Consider the following 21,494-nt stretch of genomic DNA (forward strand, 5'->3'; position numbering starts at 1 on the left):
TTATAAGATCAGTACCAATCAATGCATTTTTGACGGGAATCTACGCTTTATGGCGACCATTTTGGTTCTGCACGGCCCGAACCTGAATTTACTTGGCACCCGGGAACCTGAAATTTACGGTGCAACCACACTGGAAGACATCAACCAAAGCCTGACCACCCGCTGTCAGGCCAACGGCCACCAACTGCTGACCCTGCAAAGCAATGCCGAGCATGTCCTCATCGACCGAATACACGCTGCAAAAGCGGAAGGCGTCGACTTTATCCTGATAAATCCAGCTGCCTTTACCCACACCAGCATCGCCTTGCGCGACGCTCTGGCGGGTGTAGAGATCCCGTTTATCGAACTGCATCTGTCCAATGTGCACAGTCGAGAGAGCTTCAGGCACCACTCTTATTTATCGGATATCGCTCAGGGCGTTATCTGTGGCTTTGGTGCACAAAGCTACGAACTGGCTCTAAGTGCAGCACTGGAAAAGCTGTCCCAGGGACTGTAGCTAGAGACTGCTGCCCTTAAACACTACGAGACACTATCGAATACGTACCCATTAACTCAACCCACTGACTTAACCAACACCTCAAGGTCGCAACCCGACCTCAGTTAAACGACAGGAAATCACTTATGGATATTCGCAAAATCAAAAAACTGATCGAACTGCTGGAAGAGTCCGATATCGGTGAACTGGAAATCAAAGAGGGTGAAGAATCTGTACGCATCAGCCGCAATGCGCCCGCGGCCTTCGCTGCTCCTCAGATGATGGCTGCCCCCGCTGCGGCTCCTGCAGCTGCCCCTGCTGCAGCTCCAGCTGCTGCCCCCGCAGAAGAAAAGAAAGACACCTTCAGCGGCCACGTTGTGAAGTCCCCGATGGTAGGCACCTATTACGCAGCCCCAAGCCCTGGCTCCCCCGCTTTCATTCAGGTTGGCCAGCACGTTAAACAAGGCGATGTCATCTGCATTGTTGAAGCCATGAAGATGATGAACCAAATCGAAGCCGATAAAGCCGGTGTTATCGAAGCCATTCTGGTAGAAGACGGCGATGCCGTAGAATTTGACCAGCCTCTGGTAACTATTGTTTAAGTTTTAATGCATACACCCTTCTTAAGGATGCATACACAGAGGATCTGGCATGTTTGAAAGAATACTGATTGCAAACCGCGGCGAAATCGCGCTGCGTATTTTGCGAGCCTGTAAAGAAATGGGCATCAAAACCGTCGCCGTGCACTCTCAGATTGACCGCGATCTGAAGCACGTCCGCCTGGCCGACGAATCCGTGTGCATTGGCCCGAATTCGTCCACCGAAAGCTACCTTAATATTCCACGCATCATCAGCGCCATGGAAATTACCGATTCGGTTGCCGTGCATCCGGGTTACGGTTTCCTTGCGGAAAACGCCGACTTTGCCGAGCAGGTACAAAAAAGCGGTTTTACCTTCATCGGTCCAAGCGCAGATGTCATTCGGCTTATGGGAGATAAAGTCTCTGCCATCAAAGCCATGAAAGAAGCAGGCGTCCCCACCGTACCGGGCTCCAACGGGCCACTGCCCGAAGATGCCGAAGTGTGCCTGAAACACGGTCGCGAGATTGGCTACCCGGTCATCATCAAGGCTGCAGCCGGTGGTGGTGGTCGAGGAATGCGCGTTGTGCACACCGAATCCGCCCTGCTGAACTCCATTCGCGTGACCAAGGCCGAAGCCCTCGCAGGTTTTGGTGATGACACCGTCTACATGGAGAAGTATCTGCAGAACCCCCGCCACGTGGAAGTTCAGGTACTGTCTGACGGACAGGGTAATGCCGTGCACTTTGGAGATCGCGACTGCTCACTGCAACGCCGCCACCAAAAAGTTCTGGAAGAAGCGCCTGCGCCCGGCATCGATCCCGCAGCCCGCGAAAAGGTCTACGAGTCCTGCGTCAATGCGTGTATCAATATCGGCTATCGCGGTGCAGGTACTTTTGATTTGCTGGATGAAGACGGCAACTTCTACTTCATCGAAATGAACACCCGCATTCAGGTCGAGCACCCGGTTACCGAGATGGTGACAGGGTTTGATTTGATCAAAGAACAAATTCGTGTGTGTTCCGGTGAGAAGCTATCCGTCACTCAGGATGATATTACCGTTAAAGGTCACGCTTTCGAGTGCCGTATCAATGCGGAAGATCCAAAGACCTTTATGCCTTGTCCAGGCACTGTGAATCAGTTTCACACGCCTGGCGGGCTGGGCGTTCGGGTCGATTCGCATCTGTACAGTGGCTACACCGTCCCTCCCACTTACGACTCCATGATCGCCAAAGTCATTACCTACGGCGATACCCGTGACGAGGCGCTGGCTCGCATGCGTCACGCTCTGGACGAACTGGTGGTAGACGGTATTCGTACCAACATACCTCTGCAGAAGGACTTGGTCCGCGATGCTGGCTTTGCCAAAGGTGGTGTCAACATTCACTACCTGGAGAAAAAGCTGGGACTATAACCCCAGACTTGTGCTTCTCCAAAAACCGCGACAGCTTAACGGCTCCGCGGTTTTTTTAGGCCTGCAATTTGTTCGCACCAGCGTTGTGATTTTTCCGGGAGTTGATAAGCTGGCAGCTCATCAGCAACACCCATCCCGCGCGAGGACGACTTCGCCACACCATCCACCGATGGCCGGACATTCACCCGGGGACGACCCCATCATCTGACAATACAGATCAGGAGACGTCATCATGGCCTGGATCATTTTGCTACTTGCGGGTTTACTGGAAATTGCCTGGGCCATAGGCCTCAAATACACCGAGGGATTTACTCGCCTGTGGCCGTCCATCTGGACATTGGCCGCACTCATCACCAGTTTTTTACTGCTGGGTCTGGCAATGAAGTCACTGCCGGTGGGCACCGCTTACAGTGTATGGGTGGGTATTGGGGCTGCTGGAACGGTGATACTGGGGATCTGGCTGTTTCACGAACCGGTGAGCCCCCTGCGCATCATCAGTGTCGGACTCATTCTCGCCGGGGTAGCCGGGTTGAAACTGGCGACTCCAGGTTGAGCCGCCTACATTGATGAGACATTCAGTCTTCGCTGTTGCCGTTGTCCCGAGCTTCTAACAAGTGACCCAGCTTGCCCTTCTTTGTTTCCAGATATTTAATGTTATGAGGGTTGCGACCACTTTCGTGAGCGACACGCTCCACCACATTAATGCCTAGTTCCTGCAGGGCTTTGACCTTGCGGGGATTATTGGTCATCAGACGAATCTCGGCAATGCCCATATGTTCCAGCATGGGTTTTAAAATAGAGTAATCACGCATATCCGCACCGAAACCCAACTGCTCATTGGCTTCTACCGTGTCGGCGCCATTATCTTGCAAGTGGTAGGCTTTAATTTTGTTCATCAAACCAATGCCGCGCCCTTCCTGACGCAGATAAAAAATAACCCCACGCCCCTCTATGGCAATGCGGTGCATCGCTGCCTGTAATTGGGCACCACAATCGCAACGCAGACTGAACAGCGCATCACCGGTCAAACACTCCGAATGAATTCGAGCCAACACGGGCTCCGAATCGTCAATCTGACCCATGCTTAAAACCACATGCTCTTTACCGGTTTCGGTATCTTCAAAGCCGTGCATGTCAAAAATGCCCATAGAAGTGGGCAATTTGGAAGACTCAATGTAATGGACGGTCACTAATCCAACCTCTTACTGTCGCGCCTGGACAGGGCTCTTCACTTCACCAGTCAAGATATTTACCCGTTGCCAACTGCTGCGCGTTTAATACTGACTCTGAAAAACCAGTACACCATTTTCTTTAAACATTTCGACGCGATTGAGATAACTGTTTCCCAAGAGAATCGTTTCCGGGAAGTTACTCATACTCACAATAGCCTCAACATTCTCTACCGACACCGTACCGACAGTCACACGAGACAGCATCACTTTGTACCCGTTTACATAACCATTAGCCGTGCTGATCGGAATCAACTTGCCATTTCGATAATCAATGCCTAACGCCTTGGCCTGAGGCAAGCTCATTGCCACGGCGGTCGCCCCCGTATCCACCATTACCGACACCGGATGACTGTTTATACGTGCCGGCGTCAGGTAATGTCCACCGCGACCTGGCTGCAATCGAACCTCGCGGGTTTCGGCCGCCTGAAAGTTTGCCGAGATGCGTTTCGACATCCCCAACTGATATTGCTTGCCATCTATCTTAATCACAGCCTCACGGCTGTTAGCCGCTACTAACGTGACGCCCTGATAGGTGCTGCCAGCCTTGAGCAATTTATTTTCGCCATTGATCACCAACAGAGCGCTGCCAGCAAACAGGCCTCTCACTTCCACATTCGCGGCATTGACTGCGAAAGCCACCAGTGCAAAACCAAAACACAGCAGCCACCGCAACCACATTACAGCCACCACCAATAACACACATTCATGCACGCCAACGCCATCACACCGGCCAGCACGTCATCGATCATAATGCCAAAACCGCCGTGAACATGTTCATCCAGCCAGCGAATAGGCCAGGGCTTCAATACATCAAAAATTCGAAAAAACACAAACCCCAGCAGCACCCACAACCACCCTGCCGGTGCAGCAATCATCGTAATCCAGTAACCGACAAACTCATCCCACACAATGCCCGGGTGATCGTGAACCCCCATGTCTTTGGACGTCTTATCGCACAGATAAACACCTACGATGAAGGTCACCACCAGCGCCAGCAGATACCAACCCAGAGGCAACATCGCCAACAGCAAATACAAAGGTATCGCCACCACAGTTCCGGCGGTTCCCGGAGCCTTGGGAGACAGGCCTGAGCCAAACCCAAATGCCAACCAGTGCACCGGTTTTGCCACTAAACCTGAAAACGTTGGGCTACTGCTCACTTGCACTCCCACATTAAGCTCCCGAACTCTGCTCATCAGGATTGAAGTGCTGAAATCCTTGGCCGCTCGGCACAACTCGCTCACCCTTGTACCAGCAGGCAACGCCCTGATCCCGGGTAATTTCACCAATGGGATAAGCTTCAAGCTTGCCGCTTTCGACTAACCCTTCCAGCTCGTCAACGTTTTCCGGCGAGACAGTAAAACACAATTGATAATCGTCGCCGCCACTGAGCGCCCACTCCAACCCCTGCTCAAACGACACCAGTTTTGCCACGGGTTCCGACAGCGGAATTTGTTCCAGATGAATACTGGCGCCCACCACACTCTGCTCGCAGATGTGGCCAAGGTCGGCAATCAAACCATCGGAAATATCGATAGCGGAGTTTGCTAATCCCACCAACCTTTGACCAGCTTCCACCTGTGGCTGAGGACGGTAATAGCGATCCATAAAATAATTAAAGGCCGACTTACCCACACCCAGCTCTTGCTTGATGACTGCCAGCGCAGCGGCACCATCACCGAGCGCACCCGTGACATAAATCTGATCCCCTGGGGAGGCACTCCCCCGCAACAGGGCGGCACCGGGAGACACCGCACCGTGAACCTGAATCGTCATGCTCAGATTGCCACGCGTGGTGTCACCTCCCACCAAAGCCACGCCGTACTCTCTTGCCACACGAAACAATCCCTGAGAAAAAGCTTTTACCCACTGAGCATCGGCTTTCAGCAAAGTCAGCCCGAGCGTGAACCACAATGGCTCCGCCCCCATGGCTGCCAGATCACTCAAATTGACCCGAAGAGCCCGCTCAGCAATCAATTCCGGATCGGCATTTTTGGGGAAGTGAACATCGCCCACCAGGGTGTCCATGGAAACCGCCAACTGCTGACCCACCGGAATTTCCAGCAGCGCGCAGTCATCGCCAATACCCATCGCGACGCCCATGCCTCCGGACTCCTGCCGGAAGTAGGTTTCGATCAATTCAAATTCACCCAGGGACATAATCTTCCTTGTCTGGCTTTACTTTATTTTCAGAACCGTCACAGAGATTTAATAATGGCTGTGTACCAACGACCCAATAATGTCTTAGCGAGACGCTTTCACTTCAACCGCTCTGTGTTCGGCGGCCACTTTGTCGAGAACACCATTGATAAACTTGTGACTGTCCGTTGCGCCAAACTTCTTCGACAGCGAGACTCCCTCATTGATCACCACTTTGTAAGGGACATCAATTCGAGACATCAATTCATAAGTCGACATCCGCAACAAGGCCTGCGTAATCGGATCGAGCTCACTTTGCTCACGCTCTTTCAGATAGCCTTTATAAGCCTCATCCACCTCGGTCAGGCGCTGGGGAACACCATGAAGAATTTCGCGAAAATAGGCGATGTCCACTTTGCTCATATCATTATCAGAGTGAAACTCCGCCTCGATCACATTGATCGCTGCGGAGGTCATGCTCCACTGATACAGCGCCTGCATGGCGTAGTGTCGTGCTTTGCGGCGGGCCGCTGGAGAAACTGTCATTCCGGTGTTTGCTCGTGTTGTCTTTCAGTAATATAAGTGGTCACAGCTTTCGTTGAAGTTGTGACCCTGTCTGTTCGCTGGTGATTACACCTTATCCAATAAGGAAACCATTTCGAGAGCCGTAATCGCAGCCTCTTGTCCCTTGTTGCCCGCTTTTGTTCCAGAGCGCTCAATGGCCTGCTCGATAGAATCGACGGTCAGGACACCGAAGGTAACGACGGTATCTGCATTCAGAGATACTTGGGACAAACCTTTGGTGCACTCGCCGGCCACATATTCGAAGTGCGGTGTGCCGCCACGAATCACGGCACCCAAAGCGATAATTGCATCGAACTCGCCCTTATTGGCCAGACGTTGAGCCAACAGCGGGAACTCAAACGCGCCGGGTGCGTAATAAATGCTGATTTGGTCATCGCTGATGCCATGACGACGCAACGTATCCAGTGCGCCGTCTTTCAGGCTTTCAACCACAAAGCTGTTCCAGCGACTGACAATCAAGGCGTACTTGCCTTTGCAGTTGGTGAAATCCCCTTCAATCACATTTATCTGGCTCATTGGCATTCTCTCTTCAATGGTTAGCTCTTAACAGATTTGTCACTGCAATTATTCAGCGGCGTCCGATGCCCGGTTATCAATGTATTCAGACACTTCCAAATCAAAACCGGAGATCGCATTAAAACGGAACGGCGCGCTCATCAAACGCATTTTCTTGATTCCCAGATCGCAGAGAATCTGCGAGCCGGTACCCACCTGCTTGTACACCAGATCCTGACTGGGACGCTCCTGCTTGCCGGACAGCATCCAGTCGATACTGTCTTCGATATCGTTAGCGCTCTCGTTGTGGCAAATCATCACCACCGCACCGCGCCCCTCTTTCGCCACGGTTTCAATGGCGCGATCAAATGTCCAGGGCAGAAATTCGCGATCGCTGCTACGACGCACTTTGAACACGTCCCGCGCGGTGCTGCCTACGTGCACGCGTACCAGTGCTGGCTCGCCGTCACGAAGGTTGCCCATGGTCAGCGCAAAGTGTTTCTCCTGACGCGCCTTATCCAAATAGGTGTGCAGCGTAAATTCACCGTACTGGGTTTGAATGGTGCGTTCGTTAATGCTTTCAACGGTTTTCTCGTTGATAGAGCGATACTGAATCAGATCGGCAATGGTGCCAATTTTCAGATTATGCTGTTGCGCGAACAGCTCCAGATCCGAACGGCGCGCCATGGTGCCATCTTCGTTCATGATCTCGACAATGGCGGCTGCGGGTTCAAAACCGGCCAGACGAGATAAATCACAACCGGCCTCTGTATGCCCTGCACGACTCAGCACACCACCAGGCTGAGCCATCAGTGGAAAGATGTGACCGGGCTGTACAATATCAGCAGCTTTAGCATCACGAGCAACCGCTGCGCGAATGGTGCGAGCTCGGTCGGCCGCAGAAATACCGGTAGTGACGCCTTCAGCAGCCTCAATAGAAACGGTAAAGTTGGTTGAGTGCTGCGCGTGGTTATCTGAAACCATCAGCGGCAGATCCAGCTGTTTGCAGCGTGCCGGTGACAGCGTCAGACAAATCAATCCGCGAGCGTGGGTCGCCATAAAGTTAATATCTTCAGGACGCACCTGCTCGGCAGCCATCACGATATCGCCTTCATTTTCACGATCTTCATCATCCATCAGGATGACCATCTTACCCTGGCGAATATCGTCAATCAGTTCTTCTATCGTGTTCAGTTTCATAGTCAACCTTACTCTCTGAGTGCCTTTATCTCTGGCACAAAAAAATCGTCGCTAACCGCGGTAAAAACCGTGCTCCGCCAGAAACGCCAGATCGATGCCCGAACCGGCTGCCGGATCGGCGGCTTTATCGCCTAATAATAGACGCTCCAGATAACGCGCGATGACATCCACTTCCAGGTTCACCTTGGTGCCAACCTGATAATGGCCTGTCACCGTCTTTTCAAGCGTGTGGGGAACAATGTTGAGCTCGAACTCATCACCCTCGACCGCATTGACGGTCAGGCTGGTGCCATCCACTGTAATTGAGCCCTTGTGAGCAATGTAGCGTGCGAGCTCAGCCGGCGCCTTGATGCGGAAACGCTCAGAGCGGGCATCCACCTCGCGGCTGACCACCTCACCTACACCGTCCACGTGGCCACTGACCATGTGGCCACCGAGGCGTGTTTGGGGCGTCAGAGCTTTCTCCAGATTTACCGGGATACCCACTTTCCAACCACGCAGTGTCGTGTTGTCGAGGGTTTCGACGGACACATCGGCCCAGTAACCGTCACCGGGTAACTCCACCACGGTCAGGCAGACACCATTGGTCGCGATAGAATCTCCCAGCGCGACATCGCCCAGATCCAGATCGTTGGTTTTAACCCGCAAACGCAGATCTCCACCGCTGGGCTGCAATGCGGTGATTTCTCCAACTGCTTCAACAATGCCTGTAAACATAGGGTAACTTCTGCTCTTTAATAAATTCTAAATGTGGATTTCTGCTGCTGAACCAATCTAAGGCCAGATGAATCTAGGCGTCCGGATCTGGTCGTGCGGTAATCCGCCAATCGTTGCCCACTGCACGCATATCGGTGATGGTCAACGGCAGCTGAGCCGACATGCTCTGCAATGGCAGCTCAAACAGCGGCTTTGCCTCACTGCCCATCAACTTCGGCGCCATATAGATCACGACTTCGTCCAGCAACCCGCGGCGCAAAAACGCGCCCGCCAAGTTTGAACCGGCTTCCACCAGGACTTCGTTACACTGGCGGCGTCCCAGCTCGGCCAGCAGTTTCAACAAATCCACCCGACCATCTGTATCCGACAGTGAGACCTGCTCAACACCGGCTTCAGACAGCTCCGAATCAGGTTCAGCCTGAGCTGAAACCACCAGAGAACGGGCCGGGGATTGTACCACTTTCGCACTGGCCCGTAGCTGCTGTTTGGAGTCCAAAACCACCCGCAACGGCTGAATTGCCGCCGCCAGTCCTGCATTTGGCAGTTTTAGCTCATCCTCCCGCACCGTTAGGGAGGAGTCATCGTGCAAAATCGAGCCAATTCCCGTGATAATGGCACAACTGCGGGCCCGCAATCGCTGTACATCAGCTCGTGCTGACGGCCCCGTCACCCACTTGCTTTCACCGCTGGCCATGGCCGTGCGACCATCGAGACTCATCGCCATCTTGCAGCGCACCAGAGGGCGACCGGTTTCCATGCGCTTGATAAACCCAGGGTTCAACGCCCAGGCTTCGGTTTCCAATACCGGGCCCGACACCGTCACGCCCGCAGCCTCCAGATGATCCAATCCACGGCCTGACACCTGCGGATTCGGGTCTTCCATGGCGTAAACCACTCTGCTCACGCCCGCTTTTACCAACGCCTCACAACAGGGGCCGGTTTTTCCCGTGTGACAGCACGGCTCCAGCGTGACATAAGCCGTAGCGCCCTGCGCCTGAGCACCCGCCTGCGCCAGCGCATTCACTTCCGCATGGCCTTCACCAGCTCGCTCGTGCCAGCCTTCACCCACTATCTGGTCGTCCTTTACCAACACACAACCCACCCGAGGGTTGGGCATGGTGCTGTAGAGACCTTTTTCCGCCAGATGAATCGCCCGAGCCATATAGCGGCGATCAGACTGGCTCACGGCAGATGGGTGCTGTGGTGATGTCGTTGATGATGATTCAGTTGCAGACATAAGCGGTATATCGGTAGGAATCAGAAATTAACAGTGGCCCAACCTGTCCAGGCTGAGCCGGCTTAAAACGAACCAGTTTAAAAATAGCCGACTCAAGATTCTGTCGGCAATTTTTCCAGACGATCAATCTCTTCACGGAACTCATTGAGATCTTTAAAGCGACGATAGACCGACGCAAAACGTACATAGGCCACTTCGTCCAGCGCCCGCAGTTGTTGCATCACTTTTTCGCCGATCATCAACGCCGGAATCTCCCGTTCGCCGGTGGCCTGCAGCGCGTGCTTGATCTGACTCAGTGAGGATTCAATATCCTCCATACTGACCGGGCGTTTTTCCAGGGCTCGCAACATACCTGCGCGCAACTTCTCTTCGTCAAACGGTTCGCGGGTACCATCCTGTTTAATGACACGGGGCAACAACAGCTCCGCGGTCTCGTATGTGGTGAATCGTTCATGACAGGAGAGACATTCTCTGCGACGTCTGACCTGATCACCTTCCGCCACCAGTCGTGAATCGATGACTTTGGTGTCTTCGGCACTGCAAAACGGACAATGCATGGCTATAGCCCCAAGGGTAAATTTTGCGCGGTTTAAATTTGCGCGGGCGATTTAAATTTGCGCGGATAGTACCACAGCGTCCGACGCTGTGCCTTGCCGCAGGATGTTGTTACGAGTGTTGCCACCGGCGGTCCTAATCACTCATTCAATTACTGAATTGCTTGCGGTAAGCCGCCGGCGTTTGACCAATCTGGGTGCGAAACAGACGGCAAAAATAACTGCTATCGCTGTAACCCACATCCAGGGAAATATGTTTAATGCTTTTGTCACTGTGCACCAGCAGGTCTCTGGCGGCTTCCAACCGAATTCGCTGCAGATAGGCCAACGGTTTTTCACCGGTAGCCGACGAAAAGCGTCGGGCAAAATTGCGCAAGCTCATGCCGTGATTTTTGGCCACATCGGCCAACCGCACTTCTTCTGAGTAACGGCTTTCCAGCCACGCCTGCACCTGCTCAATCAGGCGATCGCCATGGCTGCGCTGACTGCCCATGCGCAGCGGCGCGAAGTCGTAACTGCGGCGAATATCAAACAGAATATCCCGACTGATGCCCCGAGCCACACTTTCGCCGAACAGACGAATGGCAAGATTCAGCATCAAATCGCCCATGGAGTTACCACCGGCCGCACAATAAATGGTGCCACTCTCGGTAATCACTTTTTCCTTCTGCCAGGACACCTCGGGAAACAGCTGAGTAAATTCGTCGTGCTGACGCCAGTAGGTCGCCGCCTCCTGACCATCGAGATAGCCCGCTGCAGCCACCCAGTAAACACCGCACCCCATGGTCAGCACCAGCTTTCGCTGTTCCAGGTGAGGCTGCAGCCAGGGGCCAATGGCCTCATTGAACTCGGCCAATTGCTGCACGCTGGCCCAAACATGGGGCAGTATGATCACGTCCCAGTCGCAATCCTCCAGCGGACCGTCGCTGCTGATTGTTGCACCGCTGTAAGTGGTCACATCGGCGCCATCCACCGAAACCAGCTCAAATTCCAGCTTGGGACCGGGCAGTCGTTGGGCACGCCATTTAATGCCATAGAGAATGTCACGACAGGTCATCAAGTTGCCGCCGTACACATTGTCCGTTGCCAATACCGCAACTCTTATGACTGGATATTCTTCACTCATGCACCAACCCCCACCAAAGCAGGGACAGATTATACACTATGGCGCATTTGTCGCATCATTTGCGTTAAAATACCGATTCGGAAGGTGCCATAAAACGTCTTTATTTCTCCTCTACAATGGTTACGACAACGGCAGTCCGCTACAAAGCCAAGGTCAGTGCCTTCAGGCCATATCATGCAACCGGAAAACAACGGCTCGACAACAGGTCAAAGCTGGCCAACAATGCAATATAAGTGTCACGCAACTGTCATATCATGCTGCCAATCACTGCTTTATTTCTATCGAAGGGATCGTAACCAATGCTGCAAGACACCCGAACCATGGACAAAATCCTGATGGCCGCTGCCAACGAAAATTCTGTCGACACACCGATTGTCCCACGGGAGCTCAGCTGGCTGTCTTTTAACGAACGAGTAATGCAGGAAGCCAGCGACCCGAACACCCCCATCATCGAGCGAATGCGCTTTCTCGGCATCTTCTCCAACAACATGGATGAATTTTTCCGGGTTCGGGTTGCCGAGGTCCGCCGCCACATCCTGCTGCCGCAAATGGCTCACGAGCCCTCGGAAGATCTGGTGGATGACGAAACCCTGATGCAGGACATTCAGGACAAGGTGGTCAAACTCAACAAGCAGTTCGACAAGCTCTACAAACAGGTTTCCAAAGAGTTGCAGCAGAGCAACATTTACATCCTGCCCAGCCACAACGACATGAGTGAAGACCAATCCCAGTGGCTGAAGCAGTATTTTCGCACGTCAATCCGACCGTTTATCTGCCCTATTATCGTTCACAAAGACATGGATCTGGGGTCGCGCCTCAGCGACGACGACTTTTATCTGGCCGCCGAGCTGGAGCTGGACGGTAACACCGAGCACGCATTGATCGAGGTGCCGACCAAGGAAATTTCACGCTTTATCCTGCTGCCCAACAACAGCCGCCAGCAGCAATTCCTGCTGTTGGACGATGCCATCAAGCATTGCCTGCATGATATTTTCGGCTCCGTATTCGAGTACGACACGATTCAGGCTTTTTCCTTCAAAATGACCCGCGACGCCGAACTGAACCTCACTGACGACATTGAGCAGAGCGTGCTGGATAAAATGTCGAAGGGTTTGCGTCGCCGCCTGCAGGCAGAGCCTGTACGTCTTGTGTACGATCAGGACATGCCCGAATCCATCCTCAAGATGCTCACCAAACGGCTGAAGTTCTCCTCGCACGACTCCATGATTCCCAGCGGCCCCTACCGCAACTTCCGGGATTTTATCGGCTTTCCCAACGTTGGCGGTGTCTCGCTGGAACATCGCAAACTGCCTCCGGTACCGAGTCATGCCTTCGACAATAACGACAACGCACTGGACGCCATCGCCAAAGAGGACATCCTTCTTTACTACCCATACCATTCCTTTGGCTACTTTACCGAATTACTGCGTCAGGCAGCCTTTGATCCACGGGTCAGCAAAATCACCATCAACGTCTATCGGGTTGCCAAGGATTCCCGCGTTCTGCACGCCCTCTGCGATGCCGCTCGCAACGGGAAAAAAGTCACGGTGGTCGTAGAACTGCAGGCACGCTTTGATGAGTTCAACAATATCGAACTGTCGAAACAGCTGGAGGCCGCGGGCATCCATGTGGATTTTGGTATCCCCACGCTGAAAGTGCACTCCAAACTCTGCCTCATCGAACGCCGGGAAGGCAATGAGTTGAAGCTCTACGCCCACATCGGGACCGGTAACTTCCACGAAGGCAACGCCAAAATCTACACCGATTTCAGTTACTTTACCGCGCATCCCGAGATCACCGCCGAAGTCGCACAGGTTTTTGAGTTCATCAAATACAGCTACAAGCCTTTTGACTTCAAGCACCTGATTGTCTCGCCGATGAACAGCCGCAGCTCCATCGCAGCACTGATCGAAGAGGAGATTCGTCAGGCACAAGCTGGAAATCCCGCTTACATTCACATCAAGGTGAATAATCTGTGTGATAACCACATTGCCGAATTACTGTGCCGCGCCAGCCAGAACGGCGTCGAGGTCAGAATGGTGATTCGCGGCATGTGCTCACTGCAAACCGACACCAAAGGGATGAGCGATAACATCCACGTCACCAGTATTGTGGATCGTTTCCTGGAGCACGCCCGGGTCTTGGTCTTCGGCAATCAGGGCGATCCCAAGGTCTTTATCACCTCCGCAGACCTGATGAAGCGCAACCTGGATCACCGGGTCGAAGTCGGCGTACCCATTTACGACAAACTCCTGAAACGGCAGATTCTCGACATCTTTAAACTGCAGATGAGCGACAATACCAAGGCCCGGATTATCGATAAAAAGCAGAGCAACCCCTATATTCAGCCCACTACGAGCAAAAAGGTACGTTCTCAAATTGCGATCCATCAATATCTGAGTAGAATTGAAAAAGAACATCGCGAAACTGACTATGACTAACGTCGTAGAATTGACCATGACTAGCCTCGCGAAACTGACCATGACTGATGTCCCTCGCGAGGTCATCACTCCAAAACTGAGGACGCCCAGTGCCAGAACGCCCCCGTCGCATTGCTGCCATCGATTTAGGATCCAACAGCTTCCATATGACGCTGGCAGAACTGGGGCCACTGGGCATCAAGACCTATCATCGGGAAAAGCGTAGGGTTCGCCTGGCAGCCGGGCTTAATGATGCCAACCAACTGGACGAAGCCGCTCAAACCCGCGCACTGGAAACACTGAGCGTCTTTGGTCAGATTCTGGAAGAGTTTCAACCAGATGATGTCCGCGCCGTGGGCACGTTTACATTTCGCACAGCCACCAACATTCACAGCCTCACTCAACAAGCCCTCAAAGTCCTGCCCTACCCCATTGAGATCCTCTCCGGCACCGAAGAAGCCCGCCTGATTTATCAAGGCGTCAGCCACGACCAGCACCTGCCGGACAACACCCTGGTGGTGGATATTGGCGGCGGCAGCACCGAACTGATCATAGGCCAGACGACCGAAGCCAAACTGCTGCACAGCTGCAACATGGGCTGCGTCAGTCTGACGGAGCGATTTTTCCCCAGCGGAGAAATTACGGCTCAGGCCTTCCGCCGAGCCAGCCTGTATTCTGCACAACAGCTTGAGAGCATCCGCATGCGCTACCTGGCCAAGGGCTGGGAGTTGGCCATTGGCTCTTCAGGCACGATCAAATCCTTAAGCCAGTGCGCCAGCGAACTGGGGCTTTCCGATGGCACCCTGACCCCTGCGGTACTGCAGGACCTGAAAGCACGCCTGATCAGCGCCGGCCATATCGACAACATTGATATCCCCGGTCTCAATGAAGATCGCAAACCCGTCATATCCAGTGGGCTCGCCATTCTGATTGCGGTGTTCGATTTACTGGAAGTCAGCAGCATGAACTACTGCGACTCGGCGTTGCGGGAAGGTCTGCTGTTTGACCAGCAGGATCGGTTGCAGCATCACGACATTCGCCATCTCAGCGTGTCGCAACTGGCTAAACGCTTTGGTTGCGATCCGCATCAGGCCCAGAAGGTCGCGAAGACCGCACAGACCATGTTTGATTCAGTCGCCGCGTCCTGGCAACTGAACAATCTGGATTATCACCAGTTTCTGTACTGGTCTTGTCAGTTGCACGAGATAGGCCATCACATCAATCACCTCAGCTGCCACAAGCACGCCGCCTACATCGTCCGCAATTCCGCCATGGCGGGGTTTAACGCTGAGCAGCAGGCCATCCTCTCTTTCTTGCTACTGTCGCAAAGAAAATCTCTCAAGATAGACCAGTCGCCTACTTTCGATGTGTATGACTCCACCACCACCTTGAAAATCATTTTACTGCTGCGTCTGGCTATCCGCTTAAATCAGTTTCGTCAGAGCGACACGCTGGACAGCTTTGAAGTCTCCGCCAACCGCAACAAACTCACCATAGTATTTCACACCATCTGGAAGGACCGGCAGGAACTCTTCAGCAGCGATTTGGAAGCTGAGCAGGAACAATTTCAGCCACACGGTATTGAACTGGATTATGTCTTTCTGGGGTAACCCGGGTTAACTGACCAGGCTCCAGACACCACCGCTACGGCTCACAATGTTCTGACATCATATAGACCTGATTTGGGGTCACCTTTAAGGTAATATCCTCCCAACAGAGCTCTATCAGCAAAAACGTGCTTCATCCATTGCCCCTGACGATCGGACACCACCATGGATTTCTTTTGGATTTTATTTGCCTTTATGTGCGGCCTTGGCGTCAAAGCACTCGCCCTGCCGCCTATGGTGGGGTACTTGATCGCAGGCTTTGCCTTAAATTTTATCGGCATTGAACCCGATGATTCGCTACAGGGACTGGCCGATCTCGGCATCACCCTGATGTTGTTTACCATTGGCCTAAAACTAAACATTCGCGATCTGACCAAGCCTGAAGTCTGGGCCGGCACCAGCTTAATGATGGGCGTGTGGATCCTTATTTTTGGCGGAATCATTCTGGGTATCGGTGCACTGTCGCTGTCGATTTTCACCGATTTAAACCTGACAACAGCAGCTCTCGTGGCATTTGCCGGCAGTTTTTCCAGCACCGTGTGTGTCGTCAAGCTGCTGGAAGACAATGGTGAAATGCGCACTCGTCACGGACGGCTGGCGATTGGCGTGCTGGTCATGCAGGACATTATCGCCGTTCTGTTTCTGGTGTTTGCGACGGGAAAAGCACCGAGTCCCTGGGCGCTGCTTCTGTTCGCTCTGATTCCTGCCCGACCGCTGCTGGGACAGTTGCTGAAAAGCGCCGGTCACGGCGAGCTACTCCCTCTCACCGGTTTTTTTCTGGCGCTGGGCGGTTACGAACTGTTCAGCCTGGTGAACATCAAGGGGGATCTCGGTGCGTTGATCGCTGGCATGCTGCTGAGCCAGCATTACAAAGCCGCTGAATTGGCCAAATCGCTGATGAGCTTTAAAGATCTGTTTTTGATTGGCTTCTTTTTGTCGATCGGTTTTACCGCGCTGCCCGACTGGTCGATGCTTGGGGTTGCGATAGCACTCTCGCTGTTGCTGCCATTGAAATTCGCGCTTTTCTTTGCGCTCTTCTCCGGACTAAAACTGCGAGCCCGAACGGCGTACCTGACATCTCTGGCTCTGGCCAACTTCAGTGAATTCGGCCTGATTGTGGCGGCCATCAGTGTCAACAGCGGCTGGCTGAACAAGGAATGGCTGGTCATTCTCGCTCTGGCGGTATCGCTCTCGTTTGTGTTTACCAGCATTATTTATCGCTCGTCACACACGATCTACCGCAGACACAAAAACTTTATTCGACGCTTCGAACGCCCTAACCGTCTGGCCGAAGATATTTTTGTGCAACCCGCCAGCGCCGAAATTCTGGTGATCGGCATGGGTCGTGTCGGCACCGGTGCTTACGAGGCTCTCTACAACGTTGTGGAAGATCGGGTCTGGGGCATGGATTCAGACAGAGAGCGTATTCGCAGACAAAAAGAACAGGGCATGCACGTGTTCTTTGGTGATGGTGAGGATGCGGATCTGTGGGAAACCCTGGACACATCTTCCGTCAAACTGATTCTGCTTGCCCTGCCCGCCATTGAAGACAGCATCAATATCAGCCGTCAGCTGCAATCCGCTCTCTACTGCGGTCAAATTGCGGCTATCGCTCGCTACGAAGACGAACGCATTGCTCTGCTAAACTCGGGCATCGATCAGGTCTTCAACTTTTACACCGAAGCGGGTACCGGTTTTGCGGACGAAAGCCTGCGCATGATCAATGAAGCCAGATAGACCCCGTCACGCCAGAACAGGCTGACAGGTTCAGGGCAAGGTCAGAGACTCAAAAGTCAGGGGGTTAAAGGGCAGACATCCGGAATCAAGAAGTCAGGCACCGCTTCAAAACCTGCAATAACCGCCGGGCAATGTCATCGTACCCTTTCTCATTGGGATGCAAGCCATCGACGGACAACCCGGCCCAATCCGGCTCCCCCAACAGTGCCTCGCCTTCCACTAACATAAGATTATCAAATCCCTTGGCGGCTCGACGCATCACATCGCGGATCATCTCCGAGCGTTCATAAAAACGCAGGTCAAAACATTCTCTGGAAGAAAAGATGGGCGTAATCGCTACTATTGGGGTTTCTGGTTGGGCCTCCCGCAACTGTTGCAACATATGCAAATACACTTCGGCAGACTGCCGGCCATAGGACTTGCCCAAATCCAAAACCAGAGCACTGGCCGGGCAATTTGCCACATACTTGACCACCTCGGACTCACCCCGACCCGCGCCGTAAAACCCCAAATTCACAAAGTCTCGATTCAGGTGTCTGGAAATAATTGCCGGATAACTCATGCACGACAAATGAACACCGGCACCCTGCACGATAGAGGAACCGTAAAACACCAACGGCAACTCATCAATATAGGGTTCTGCTGCAGAAATCTCCGCCTCGGTTTTCAAACCAATTGCCTGTAAATCGATTTCCTGCTCATGAGGCAAATACAGTTCAATTTGGCGATTAATTTCAGGCAAGCCCTGAAACACCATCACCTCATCCGTGGTGCCCTCTTTCAGTATCACCGTACGCCAGTAAACACCGTCAACAACACAATCAATGCCGTGATCCTTAGCCAGGGAATACGCCTGACAACGCAACCATAAACGCGGTGAATTGGTGACAAAGCGCAGACGGACACCCGCGGGAAACCGAGCCTGCTCTACCACTCCCGGCGGCAACAGGTCTTTTCCTGACTCGGGCAAACGGTGATAGCGATCTGCCTTTACCGCCAGTCCATGACATTGAAAACGGGTATCGGGCAGGGAGTGCCATTGTGTATCGGTCATAGTGTTCTTTTACCAACCCCAGTGAGTCTTAACCATCGCAGCGCTCTCTGACTAACATCAAAAAACAATGAGCAAAGCCAGATAGGGCACAATAGTGAACATGAACGAGGCCAGCTTGTATCTCATCATGCCCACATAGTGGATTTCAATGAAGCGCTCTTGCGGGATAGGAAACCAGCGGCTGTGCATGCGATAGACCCAGTTCCCGGCCACCGACATCATCACAAACCAATAGGTGACAATCACGATATTGATCACCGCGCACCAGCCCAGCACACTGCGCAGAACCTCGATTAATCCTGTATCAACAGACATTTATCAACCCTCTTGCCTCTTTACCTCGTACGGGTCATACAAGTTTAGACGCTCTTTAGACATCATTGACCCGATTCAGGGATTCGCCGTCAACAAAGGCCTGCAGGTTATCCACCGCAATGCCCATCAAGCGTTGACGTGCCTCTTTAGTTGCCCAGGCAATATGTGGCGTGATGGTACAGTTGTTCAGGGAATATAAGGGATGATCAACCGGTGGCGGCTCTGTCGCCAAGACATCCAAAGCCGCACCGGCAATACGCCTTTGCAACAGAGCGTCATAAAGCGCTGCCTCATCAATCAAAGGCCCGCGCCCAGTGTTAATCAGATACGCGGAGGGTTTCATTAACGAGAGAAATTCAGCATTGATGAATCCTTTATTCTCCTCAGTGAGAGGACAGTGCAAACTGATGACATCACTTCTGGAGGCCAGTGTGCTGAGATCCACATGGCTGACATTGGCAGGCAAGTCCGCTGGGAGAGTTCGGGTGTGCACCAGCACTTCCATGCCAAAAGCCAAGGCTACCTGGGCAACCTGACGGCCGATGGCACCATAACCCACCACACCCAACGTTTTGCCCGCAAGCTCCACCATATTGTGGTCGTAGTAACAGAAATCATCCGATCGGGACCAGCGCCTGGCTTTGACACTCTGATCGTAATAACCCACCGGCTGCGCCCAGTGCAGCAGTTGAGCAAACACAAATTGAGCCACCGAAGCGGTTCCATAGGCCGGCGTATTGGTGACCACGATGCCACGGCGTGACGCAGCGTCAACATCGATGACGTTGTAGCCGGTAGCGGTCACCCCCAGGTATTTGAGATTGGGCAACTGCGCCATCACCTCATCGCTAAACACCACCTTGTTGGTCAACACGGCATCCGCCGCCTGACAGCGTTCAATTACCTCGTCAGACGAAGAGCGCTCATAGATATGACAGTCTCCCAGAGCTCTCACGTCATCCCAGGAGATATCTCCAGAATTCAGGGTGTAACCGTCCACCACAACAATGTTCATCGACTTCCCTCACCTTTTGTATCCACGAGCAACAATCATTAGCCATCATCAGGCATAAAAAAACCGGAGACAAGCTCCGGTTTTTTATCAACGCTTATGGACGTTTTATCAGTCAGCGGCTTGTATTAGTCCGCGTAAACAGGGAAGCGTTGGCACAGCTCCAGCACCTTGCCTTTGACGTCAGCAATAACCTGCTCAGAAGTGCCGTTTTCCAGGCTTTCCAGCACGTCACACATCCAGTTGGTCAGCTGTACGGTCTCTTCCGTACCAAAACCACGGGTGGTGATGGCAGGAGTACCCACGCGCAGACCAGAAGTCACAAACGGTGAACGCGGGTCATTAGGCACTGAGTTTTTATTCACAGTGATGTTCGCCGCACCCAGAGCCGCATCGGCGTCTTTACCGGTGTATTCTTTACCGATCAGATCCACCAGCATCAGGTGGTTCTCAGTACCGCCTGAAACTATTTTAATACCGCGCTCGATAAAGGTAGCAGCCATCGCTTTGGCGTTAACTACAACCTGCTTTTGGTACTCTTTGTACTCGTCGGACATGGCTTCTTTAAACGCCACCGCTTTCGCCGCGATCACGTGCATCAGAGGGCCACCCTGACCACCAGGGAAAACCGCAGAATTCAGCTTTTTCTCGATAGCTTCGTTGGCCTTGGCCAGGATGATACCGCCGCGAGGGCCACGCAGAGTTTTGTGCGTGGTGGACGTCACAACATCGGCAATCTGTACAGGGTTCGGGTAAACACCCGCCGCCACCAGACCCGCCACGTGCGCCATATCCACAAACAGGTAAGCGCCAACTTTGTCAGCGATTTCGCGGAAACGGCCCCAATCCATAATCTGGGAGTAGGCCGAGAAACCGGCAATGATCATCTTCGGCTTGTGCTCAACCGCCAGACGTTCAACCTCATCGTAATCAACTTCACCGGTGTCGGTGTTCAGACCGTACTGCACTGCATTGTAGGTCTTACCAGAAAAGCTGACAGAAGCACCGTGGGTCAGGTGGCCACCGTGAGCCAGGCTCATACCCAAGATCGTGTCACCCGGTGCACACAGCGCCTGGTAAACCGCCGCATTGGCCTGAGAACCGGAGTGCGGCTGCACATTGGCGTAATCAGCACCAAACAGCTCTTTAGCGCGCTCGATGGCCAGGCCTTCCGCTTTGTCTACGTACTCACAACCACCGTAATAGCGCTTGCCGGGGTAGCCTTCAGCGTATTTATTGGTCAACTTGGTACCCTGAGCCACCATCACCATTGGGCTGGTGTAGTTTTCAGAAGCAATCAGTTCGATGTGCTCTTCCTGGCGGCGCTCTTCTTCCTGGATAGAGGCCCAGAGCTCTGGATCAAAGTTTTCAATAGTTTGTGATTTATCAAACATGGGATAACCCTGTAGTAGACGATGTAGTAAACAACGAAAATGGACAAAGAATTGGGACAGTCATTTAAGGGCGCGAATTGTACACCATTCACCCACCAAATCGCATGCCTTTGGCACGATTTTCCACAAACCCAAAAAGCCAACACGCAATCTATAGCAAAAAGGCATTAAGCATCTCTGAAAACAGGCCGATACACCTGTCA

Annotated in this window: 22 protein-coding genes; 7 read left to right on the forward strand and 15 right to left on the reverse strand. The window is 53.0% G+C overall.

The annotated features are described in order from the left end of the window. Nucleotides 1-49 precede the first annotated feature (49 nt). The 4 genes from aroQ (at nucleotide 50) to sugE (ending at nucleotide 3,020) form a co-directional block, all read left to right on the forward strand. The gene (aroQ, locus tag ACTG33_RS07095) at nucleotides 50-496 is read left to right on the forward strand and encodes a type II 3-dehydroquinate dehydratase (RefSeq protein ID WP_439134530.1); all 447 of its coding nucleotides are present in this window, start codon (nucleotides 50-52) and stop codon (nucleotides 494-496) included. A gap of 125 nt (nucleotides 497-621) precedes the next feature. Then, nucleotides 622-1,077, forward strand: coding sequence for an acetyl-CoA carboxylase biotin carboxyl carrier protein (gene accB, locus ACTG33_RS07100; protein ID WP_439134503.1), 456 nt, complete (start codon nucleotides 622-624; stop codon nucleotides 1,075-1,077). Nucleotides 1,078-1,126: 49 nt separating this feature from the next. Then, nucleotides 1,127-2,467 (forward strand): acetyl-CoA carboxylase biotin carboxylase subunit, encoded by a 1,341-nt coding sequence (gene accC, locus ACTG33_RS07105; protein ID WP_439134504.1) that lies wholly within the window; start codon nucleotides 1,127-1,129, stop codon nucleotides 2,465-2,467. Nucleotides 2,468-2,699: 232 nt separating this feature from the next. Next, a complete protein-coding gene (gene sugE / locus ACTG33_RS07110) occupies nucleotides 2,700-3,020 on the forward strand; it encodes a quaternary ammonium compound efflux SMR transporter SugE (protein WP_439134505.1) in 321 nt (106 codons plus the stop codon). 22 nt (nucleotides 3,021-3,042) lie between these two features. Here sugE and ribA read toward each other — a convergent pair whose 3' ends face one another. The 11 genes from ribA to ACTG33_RS07165 form a co-directional block, all read right to left on the reverse strand. Beyond that, nucleotides 3,043-3,657: a GTP cyclohydrolase II gene (ribA, locus tag ACTG33_RS07115; RefSeq protein ID WP_439134506.1), complete on the reverse strand. Its 615-nt coding sequence runs from the start codon at nucleotides 3,655-3,657 to the stop codon at nucleotides 3,043-3,045. A gap of 84 nt (nucleotides 3,658-3,741) precedes the next feature. Then, nucleotides 3,742-4,377 carry a retropepsin-like aspartic protease family protein gene (locus tag ACTG33_RS07120; protein ID WP_439134507.1) on the reverse strand — a complete coding sequence of 212 codons (636 nt, stop codon included), beginning with the start codon at nucleotides 4,375-4,377 and terminating at the stop codon, nucleotides 3,742-3,744. Further along, entirely contained in the window at nucleotides 4,377-4,859 is a 483-nt protein-coding gene (locus ACTG33_RS07125) for a phosphatidylglycerophosphatase A family protein (protein WP_439134508.1), read from the reverse strand. The genes ACTG33_RS07120 and ACTG33_RS07125 overlap by 1 nt, the downstream gene beginning before the upstream one ends. Nucleotides 4,860-4,872: 13 nt before the next feature. Then, nucleotides 4,873-5,859 (reverse strand): thiamine-phosphate kinase, encoded by a 987-nt coding sequence (gene thiL, locus ACTG33_RS07130; RefSeq protein WP_439134509.1) that lies wholly within the window; start codon nucleotides 5,857-5,859, stop codon nucleotides 4,873-4,875. An 84-nt stretch (nucleotides 5,860-5,943) separates the two neighbouring features. Next, nucleotides 5,944-6,384: a transcription antitermination factor NusB gene (gene nusB, locus ACTG33_RS07135; protein WP_439134510.1), complete on the reverse strand. Its 441-nt coding sequence runs from the start codon at nucleotides 6,382-6,384 to the stop codon at nucleotides 5,944-5,946. Between the two features lie 84 nt (nucleotides 6,385-6,468). Next, a complete protein-coding gene (ribH, locus tag ACTG33_RS07140; RefSeq protein WP_439134511.1) occupies nucleotides 6,469-6,939 on the reverse strand; it encodes a 6,7-dimethyl-8-ribityllumazine synthase in 471 nt (156 codons plus the stop codon). Nucleotides 6,940-6,987: 48 nt separating this feature from the next. Continuing rightward, nucleotides 6,988-8,118, reverse strand: a complete 1,131-nt coding sequence (ribBA, locus tag ACTG33_RS07145) for a bifunctional 3,4-dihydroxy-2-butanone-4-phosphate synthase/GTP cyclohydrolase II (RefSeq protein WP_439134512.1) — start codon at nucleotides 8,116-8,118, stop codon at nucleotides 6,988-6,990. A 51-nt stretch (nucleotides 8,119-8,169) separates the two neighbouring features. After that, nucleotides 8,170-8,835 (reverse strand): riboflavin synthase, encoded by a 666-nt coding sequence (locus ACTG33_RS07150; RefSeq protein ID WP_439134513.1) that lies wholly within the window; start codon nucleotides 8,833-8,835, stop codon nucleotides 8,170-8,172. 73 nt (nucleotides 8,836-8,908) lie between these two features. Beyond that, nucleotides 8,909-9,997, reverse strand: coding sequence for a bifunctional diaminohydroxyphosphoribosylaminopyrimidine deaminase/5-amino-6-(5-phosphoribosylamino)uracil reductase RibD (gene ribD, locus ACTG33_RS07155; protein ID WP_439134531.1), 1,089 nt, complete (start codon nucleotides 9,995-9,997; stop codon nucleotides 8,909-8,911). A gap of 167 nt (nucleotides 9,998-10,164) precedes the next feature. After that, nucleotides 10,165-10,629, reverse strand: coding sequence for a transcriptional regulator NrdR (gene nrdR / locus ACTG33_RS07160; protein WP_439134514.1), 465 nt, complete (start codon nucleotides 10,627-10,629; stop codon nucleotides 10,165-10,167). Between the two features lie 145 nt (nucleotides 10,630-10,774). Next, nucleotides 10,775-11,752, reverse strand: a complete 978-nt coding sequence (locus ACTG33_RS07165; RefSeq protein ID WP_439134515.1) for a GlxA family transcriptional regulator — start codon at nucleotides 11,750-11,752, stop codon at nucleotides 10,775-10,777. A 299-nt stretch (nucleotides 11,753-12,051) separates the two neighbouring features. On the opposite strand from ACTG33_RS07165, the gene ppk1 reads away from it, so the two are divergent. From ppk1 to ACTG33_RS07180, 3 genes are all read left to right on the forward strand, one after another. Continuing rightward, nucleotides 12,052-14,193: a polyphosphate kinase 1 gene (gene ppk1, locus ACTG33_RS07170; protein WP_439134516.1), complete on the forward strand. Its 2,142-nt coding sequence runs from the start codon at nucleotides 12,052-12,054 to the stop codon at nucleotides 14,191-14,193. An 89-nt stretch (nucleotides 14,194-14,282) separates the two neighbouring features. After that, nucleotides 14,283-15,782 carry a Ppx/GppA phosphatase family protein gene (locus ACTG33_RS07175; RefSeq protein ID WP_439134517.1) on the forward strand — a complete coding sequence of 500 codons (1,500 nt, stop codon included), beginning with the start codon at nucleotides 14,283-14,285 and terminating at the stop codon, nucleotides 15,780-15,782. 162 nt (nucleotides 15,783-15,944) lie between these two features. Further along, nucleotides 15,945-17,516 carry a cation:proton antiporter domain-containing protein gene (locus ACTG33_RS07180; protein ID WP_439134518.1) on the forward strand — a complete coding sequence of 524 codons (1,572 nt, stop codon included), beginning with the start codon at nucleotides 15,945-15,947 and terminating at the stop codon, nucleotides 17,514-17,516. Nucleotides 17,517-17,601: 85 nt separating this feature from the next. Here ACTG33_RS07180 and ACTG33_RS07185 read toward each other — a convergent pair whose 3' ends face one another. From ACTG33_RS07185 to glyA, 4 genes are all read right to left on the reverse strand, one after another. Beyond that, a complete protein-coding gene (locus ACTG33_RS07185; RefSeq protein ID WP_439134519.1) occupies nucleotides 17,602-18,570 on the reverse strand; it encodes an SGNH/GDSL hydrolase family protein in 969 nt (322 codons plus the stop codon). A 57-nt stretch (nucleotides 18,571-18,627) separates the two neighbouring features. Then, a complete protein-coding gene (locus ACTG33_RS07190; RefSeq protein ID WP_439134520.1) occupies nucleotides 18,628-18,885 on the reverse strand; it encodes a DUF6868 family protein in 258 nt (85 codons plus the stop codon). Between the two features lie 55 nt (nucleotides 18,886-18,940). After that, the gene (locus tag ACTG33_RS07195; protein WP_439134521.1) at nucleotides 18,941-19,900 is read right to left on the reverse strand and encodes a D-2-hydroxyacid dehydrogenase; all 960 of its coding nucleotides are present in this window, start codon (nucleotides 19,898-19,900) and stop codon (nucleotides 18,941-18,943) included. 125 nt (nucleotides 19,901-20,025) lie between these two features. Beyond that, nucleotides 20,026-21,291 carry a serine hydroxymethyltransferase gene (gene glyA, locus ACTG33_RS07200; RefSeq protein WP_439134522.1) on the reverse strand — a complete coding sequence of 422 codons (1,266 nt, stop codon included), beginning with the start codon at nucleotides 21,289-21,291 and terminating at the stop codon, nucleotides 20,026-20,028. Between the last annotated feature and the right edge of the window lie 203 nt (nucleotides 21,292-21,494).

This window comes from Pseudomaricurvus sp. (genome assembly GCF_965662505.1).
Lineage (GTDB): Bacteria > Pseudomonadota > Gammaproteobacteria > Pseudomonadales > Cellvibrionaceae > Pseudomaricurvus.

What these genes read in the sequence shown, in the direction of transcription:
- sugE (WP_439134505.1), top strand. Translation starts at nt 2,700, where the DNA reads ATGGCCTGGATCATTTTGCTACTTGCGGGTTTACTGGAAATTGCCTGG.
- ACTG33_RS07190 (WP_439134520.1), bottom strand. Translation starts at nt 18,885, where the DNA reads ATGTCTGTTGATACAGGATTAATCGAGGTTCTGCGCAGTGTGCTGGGC.
- nrdR (WP_439134514.1), bottom strand. Translation starts at nt 10,629, where the DNA reads ATGCATTGTCCGTTTTGCAGTGCCGAAGACACCAAAGTCATCGATTCA.
- aroQ (WP_439134530.1), top strand. Translation starts at nt 50, where the DNA reads ATGGCGACCATTTTGGTTCTGCACGGCCCGAACCTGAATTTACTTGGC.
- ribH (WP_439134511.1), bottom strand. Translation starts at nt 6,939, where the DNA reads ATGAGCCAGATAAATGTGATTGAAGGGGATTTCACCAACTGCAAAGGC.
- accB (WP_439134503.1), top strand. Translation starts at nt 622, where the DNA reads ATGGATATTCGCAAAATCAAAAAACTGATCGAACTGCTGGAAGAGTCC.
- thiL (WP_439134509.1), bottom strand. Translation starts at nt 5,859, where the DNA reads ATGTCCCTGGGTGAATTTGAATTGATCGAAACCTACTTCCGGCAGGAG.
- ribD (WP_439134531.1), bottom strand. Translation starts at nt 9,997, where the DNA reads ATGGCTCGGGCGATTCATCTGGCGGAAAAAGGTCTCTACAGCACCATG.
- ACTG33_RS07180 (WP_439134518.1), top strand. Translation starts at nt 15,945, where the DNA reads ATGGATTTCTTTTGGATTTTATTTGCCTTTATGTGCGGCCTTGGCGTC.
- ACTG33_RS07150 (WP_439134513.1), bottom strand. Translation starts at nt 8,835, where the DNA reads ATGTTTACAGGCATTGTTGAAGCAGTTGGAGAAATCACCGCATTGCAG.
- ppk1 (WP_439134516.1), top strand. Translation starts at nt 12,052, where the DNA reads ATGCTGCAAGACACCCGAACCATGGACAAAATCCTGATGGCCGCTGCC.
- nusB (WP_439134510.1), bottom strand. Translation starts at nt 6,384, where the DNA reads ATGACAGTTTCTCCAGCGGCCCGCCGCAAAGCACGACACTACGCCATG.
- accC (WP_439134504.1), top strand. Translation starts at nt 1,127, where the DNA reads ATGTTTGAAAGAATACTGATTGCAAACCGCGGCGAAATCGCGCTGCGT.
- ACTG33_RS07120 (WP_439134507.1), bottom strand. Translation starts at nt 4,377, where the DNA reads ATGTGGTTGCGGTGGCTGCTGTGTTTTGGTTTTGCACTGGTGGCTTTC.
- glyA (WP_439134522.1), bottom strand. Translation starts at nt 21,291, where the DNA reads ATGTTTGATAAATCACAAACTATTGAAAACTTTGATCCAGAGCTCTGG.
- ribBA (WP_439134512.1), bottom strand. Translation starts at nt 8,118, where the DNA reads ATGAAACTGAACACGATAGAAGAACTGATTGACGATATTCGCCAGGGT.
- ACTG33_RS07195 (WP_439134521.1), bottom strand. Translation starts at nt 19,900, where the DNA reads ATGAACATTGTTGTGGTGGACGGTTACACCCTGAATTCTGGAGATATC.
- ACTG33_RS07185 (WP_439134519.1), bottom strand. Translation starts at nt 18,570, where the DNA reads ATGACCGATACACAATGGCACTCCCTGCCCGATACCCGTTTTCAATGT.
- ACTG33_RS07165 (WP_439134515.1), bottom strand. Translation starts at nt 11,752, where the DNA reads ATGAGTGAAGAATATCCAGTCATAAGAGTTGCGGTATTGGCAACGGAC.